The following is a 4,445-nucleotide window of genomic DNA, read 5'->3' as shown; positions in this document are numbered from 1 at the left end:
CCGTGGGCCGGCGCAGCGCCGAAGAGCGAGTGGCGGTGCTGCTCATCCTGCTGTTCAAGCGGGCGGCCGCGATGTTTCCCGATGCGGGTGCGGCCGGCGTGCCTTTCCCGCTGACCCAGCAGCACATCGCCGACGCGCTGGGACTGTCGCTGGTGCACACCAACAAGACCCTGCGCAAGCTGGAGCGACGCGGCCTGCACCGCGTCGAGAACGGATTGCTCTTCCTGAAGGACAGTACCGCGCTGGCCCGCACCGCAGCGCTTTATGGCGACGGCAAGCCGCCGCAGCGGCCACTCGTTTGAGCCCAACATGGGCGGCCGGCCGAGAAATGAAAACGGCAGGCCCGCAGGCCTGCCGTCATCACCCAGGAGGCGAGGAACGCGGGCTAGCGCATCCAGCGGCCACCTGGGCCCACGATGGCAATCTCGACGAAGGCCGAGCCGTGGTGCTTGTTGGGGCCGAAGCTGACCGGGTAGCCACCCGGGTCGTACTTGTTCATGCCTTCGGCCGCCTTGACGATGGTGGCCGACGTGATCTGCTTGCCGGCGCGGCGGATCACTTCGAGAAGGATGCGCATGTTCACGTAGCCAAACATGTGGTCGTAGCCCACCTCGACACCGGCCCGCGAAGCCGCCGCCGCGAGATCACGCGTGAGCGGCGTGGTCTGGCGAAACGGGTAAGGCGCGATCTGCGTGAAGGCCAGACCGCGCGCGTCGTCGCCCATGGCCTTCAAAAGCGCGGGCGAGGCGGCGATCGACACCGCGTAGATCGGCACGCCCACGTAGGCACGAACCGCCTTCACCAAGGGGATGATCGACGGCCCGAAGGCCATGAAGATGATCGATTGCGGCTTGGCAGCCGCCAGCGACTGCGCGCACGCCACGGCATCGCTGCCATTGGCTTCGAGCGGCACAATGGCCACCAGCTTGGCGCCCAGTTCCTTGGCCACCTCTTCGACCACCGGTTTCATCATCTGGCCGAAGGGCGCGTTCTGGAACACCAGGCCGATGTCGGGTTTTTGCAGCGTGACCAGGTTGCGCACCATCTGCGCGATCTCGTCGCGGTAGCTCGCCATGGTGGTGAAGAAGTAGGGGTGCTGCTTGGTGCGCAGCGCGGGCAAGCCGGTGTAGACGCCGATCAGCGGCACCTTCTTCTCGGCCAGGATCGGCAGGATGGCGCCCACGTTGGGCGCGCTGGCCAGGCCGAACATCGCCACGACCTTTTCCTTGTCGATCAGGGTGTTGACGTTTTCGACGCACTTCTTGGCGTCGTAGGCATCGTCGAGTGTGATCACGCGCACCGGGCGGCCCTGGATGCCGCCCTTGCGGTTGACTTCGTCGATGGCCATGGTCTGGCCCATGACCACCGGCAAGAAGAACGGGGCCAGCGGGCCCGTCAAGTGGGCGCTCTGGCCGATTCGAATCTCGTTGCCACCCGCGGCGGCCGCCGAGGAGGCAGCGCTGTCTTGCGCTCTGAGCGGCATGGCGGCCAAGGCGCTGGCGGCACCCACTGCGCTCAACACGTGACGGCGATTCCATTGCGGTGTGGTCATGTTCTTGGTCTCCTGGTTTGATTCGAAGCGTTGACGGGTGTGAATGTGCCACCGCGTAACAGCGCCATACAAGAGGGTCATCCTCCTGTTAAACACCAAGCTCCGGTCGACCGTGACAGGCATCACGGCAGAATTCAACGAAGGTTCAAAAACGCACGAACGGGTGGGTCCGCACCTCCCCGCTCAAGCCGCGTCAGGTGGCTTGTTTGAAGGCCATCACGGCTTGGTTGCGCAGGGTGCGCAAGAGTGAGAGTTCTTTCTCGCCGAGCTCGATGGCGCCGGGCAGTGCCTTGTCGGCATAGATCAGCGCGAAGGGGGCTCCCTTCATCAACAACGGCAGCAACAGGAACGCGGGTGCATTCACACCCTGGCGGTACCAGAGCGGCAGGCGCGCCGCGATCTGCGGCACGGTGGCGTCGGCAATCAGCGTGTCGGCGCCCTTGGCACACACGGCACCAAAAAGATCGATGGGCGCACCCGGCACCGGCTTGAGCGGCACCTTGAACTTGGGTGCCACCTGCTCCACGCCCTCGCCCAGGCCGAAGCGGCCAGTGAGCGTTTCGGTCTTGGGGTCGCGCAGGCAAAAGATGATGCGGCGAAAGCCCAGCGCGCGCAGCATGGTCTCCAGAATCATGCGCAGCACTTCGTTGAGCTTGAAGTCTTCGACCATGGTGTTGGTGATGTCCTGGATGCCGGCCGCCAGCATGTTGGCCGCCGCCTCGTGGTCGAAAACCGGCTTCGCATTGGGCAGCACATGCTCGGGCGTCACCGGCAGAGTCGCATGCAAAGCGTGCTCGGTCAGGCTGTCGTGTTCGATGGCCGGCGCCGTGCCATTGCCGGGCTGCTCCAGCAGACGGCGCATGGGCGAGCCGGGCTGCACCTGCAGGTTCATCGCCTGCGCGAGTTCGACCAGGCGCTGCTGTGCGAGCACGGCGGCCGCTTGCATGTCGCGCACGCTCAGCCCCAGGGCCTTGCTGTAGCGCTCGGCCGACGCTGCGATGGCAGCACTCGCACGGCCGGGCTCGGCTTTCATCAAGGCATCGGTCACCTCGTTGGCCGCCGCGGCGGCCCACTGCACACGCTCGCTTTTGTCGCAGGCGCGGCTGGGCGGCTCGCCACCAGGCCGGCGCATGCAGCGCTGCAACCCATCGGGCAGGCCCCAGGTCTTGGCCACACCGAGGCCCAACTCTTCGAAGCTCAGGCCGAGCACCGTGATCGACGCGGCATGTTCGGCATTCACATTGCGCGCGGCGTGGGGGGCTTTGGCACTGGCGGCCGCCACCAGGCTGCGCACATGGCGTGCTTCGTCGGGGAAGTAAAACTCGGTGAGCAAGCGCCCGAGGTTCTGGAAGGTCGCACCGATGAAGGCTTCTTCGCCCTCACGCTGGGCACCACACAACTCACTCGCCAGCGAGCCGGCCATCAGCGAGCGCAGGAACTCTTCTTTCAACTGGTTGGCGTGCGCCTTGTCGTGCATGTGCTCGAGCAGCACCAGGCTCAAGGCCATGTTGCGGATGCCTGCAAAGCCGATCAGCGCCACCGCGCGCGAGACGGTGCTGATGTTGCCGCCACCTGCGCTGCTGTAGCGCGCGGTGTTGACCATGCGCAAGAGCTTGTTGGTCAGCGCCACGTCTTTCAGTATCTCGCCCGACAGGCTGGCCAGGCTCTCGTTTTCAGAGTTGGCCACACGCTGGATGCGGCCGACCGAATCAGACAGCGCCGGAAAGTCACTCTTGTGGCGCATGCGGCGCAGCAGGAAGTCGAGCGTGCCGTTGGCGCTGCCCGCTGGCGTCGCCTCGGAGCCAGGCGCGGGCGCGAGCCACTGCTGCAGCGCGTCGCGCAAGTCGGCCGCGCTGGTGAACCGTTTCGACGGGTCGCGCGCCAGGCTGCGCAGCACGACGGCGCGCAAGCCGTCGTCGGCATCGGGCGCGGCCCCGGCCGGCAGGGCCAGGTCTTCATGCGCCACGCGGTACATGGCGCGGAACGGGTCTTTTTCGGCGATGAGTTGTTTGCCGCTCAACATCTCGGCCAGCACCAGGCCGGCGGAAAACACATCCATGCCCGGCGAGGGTTTCATGCCGTGGGTCGCCTCGGGCGACATGTAGCCCGGCGTGCCCACCACCTGCTGTTGGCTCGTGGCATCTTGCATGCGCGCGGCGATGCCGAAATCCATCACCCGCGCACGACCGTTGCCGTCGACCAAGATGTTGCTGGGCTTCAGATCACGATGCACCACGCCCGCGGCATGCGCTACCTGCAAGGCGTCGAGCACGCCGACCATCATCTCCACCGCTTCGCGCGCCGGCAGCGGGCCGCGCGCGCGCAGGTGCGCCGTGAGCGTGCGGCCGGGCACGTACTCGAACACCAGGTAGGGCTGGTTGTTGTGGGTGTCGGCCTCGAACACCGGCACGATGTGCGGGTGGTTCAAGCGGCTCACGTGGCGGGCCTCTTGCAGCCATTGGTCCACGCTGAGGGTGTTGGCGCCGGAGTGCATCAGCTTCACGGCCACCTCGCGCTCCAGGCGCGGGTCGAAGGCCAGCCACACCGTGGCCTGCGCGCCTTTGCCCAGCTCGCGGCGCAGCTCGAAGCGGCCGAGGGTGTCGACGGAAATGGCTGCGGCCATGGGTGTTCAGCTCCTGCGCGAGGCCAGCAAGGCCGAGAACTCGGTCGTGCCGGGGTCGCCTTGTTCAGCGTGTTCACGGGCCGGTGCACGCGGCACCGGGGCCGAGGGGCCATTGCGCAGGCTGCCCTTGGCGGCCTGCAGGCCATCGGTGATGTCTTTGACGGTGATCGAGAGCACCTTGCCGTAACGCTGGGCCACGCTGTTAAGAGCCGGGCCCACACGCGCGGGCGGCGACAGCGTGATCGCATCGACCGCTTCGTTGGCGGCGCT

At 66.6% G+C, this 4,445-nt stretch carries 4 protein-coding genes; 1 reads left to right on the top strand and 3 read right to left on the bottom strand.

What is annotated here, in order from left to right:
• Window positions 1–302 (top strand): helix-turn-helix domain-containing protein (locus RMO40_RS06150; protein WP_309717794.1); only part of this gene is annotated, 302 nt, incomplete at its 5' end.
• A gap of 83 nt (window positions 303–385) precedes the next feature.
• Here RMO40_RS06150 and RMO40_RS06145 read toward each other — a convergent pair.
• The 3 genes from RMO40_RS06145 to RMO40_RS06135 form a co-directional block, all read right to left on the bottom strand.
• Window positions 386–1,552 carry an ABC transporter substrate-binding protein gene (locus tag RMO40_RS06145; protein WP_309717791.1) on the bottom strand — a complete coding sequence of 389 codons (1,167 nt, stop codon included), beginning with the start codon at window positions 1,550–1,552 and terminating at the stop codon, window positions 386–388.
• A gap of 193 nt (window positions 1,553–1,745) precedes the next feature.
• Complete coding sequence (locus tag RMO40_RS06140) at window positions 1,746–4,175, bottom strand: protein kinase domain-containing protein (RefSeq protein WP_309717788.1); 2,430 nt, start codon at window positions 4,173–4,175, stop codon at window positions 1,746–1,748.
• A gap of 6 nt (window positions 4,176–4,181) precedes the next feature.
• Window positions 4,182–4,445: hypothetical protein (locus tag RMO40_RS06135; RefSeq protein WP_309717785.1), on the bottom strand; the 264-nt coding region annotated here is incomplete at its 5' end.

It is taken from the genome of Rhizobacter sp., assembly GCF_031412075.1.
In the GTDB taxonomy this organism is placed as follows: domain Bacteria; phylum Pseudomonadota; class Gammaproteobacteria; order Burkholderiales; family Burkholderiaceae_C; genus Rhizobacter.
This window is presented reverse-complemented; position numbering and strand designations above follow the sequence as displayed.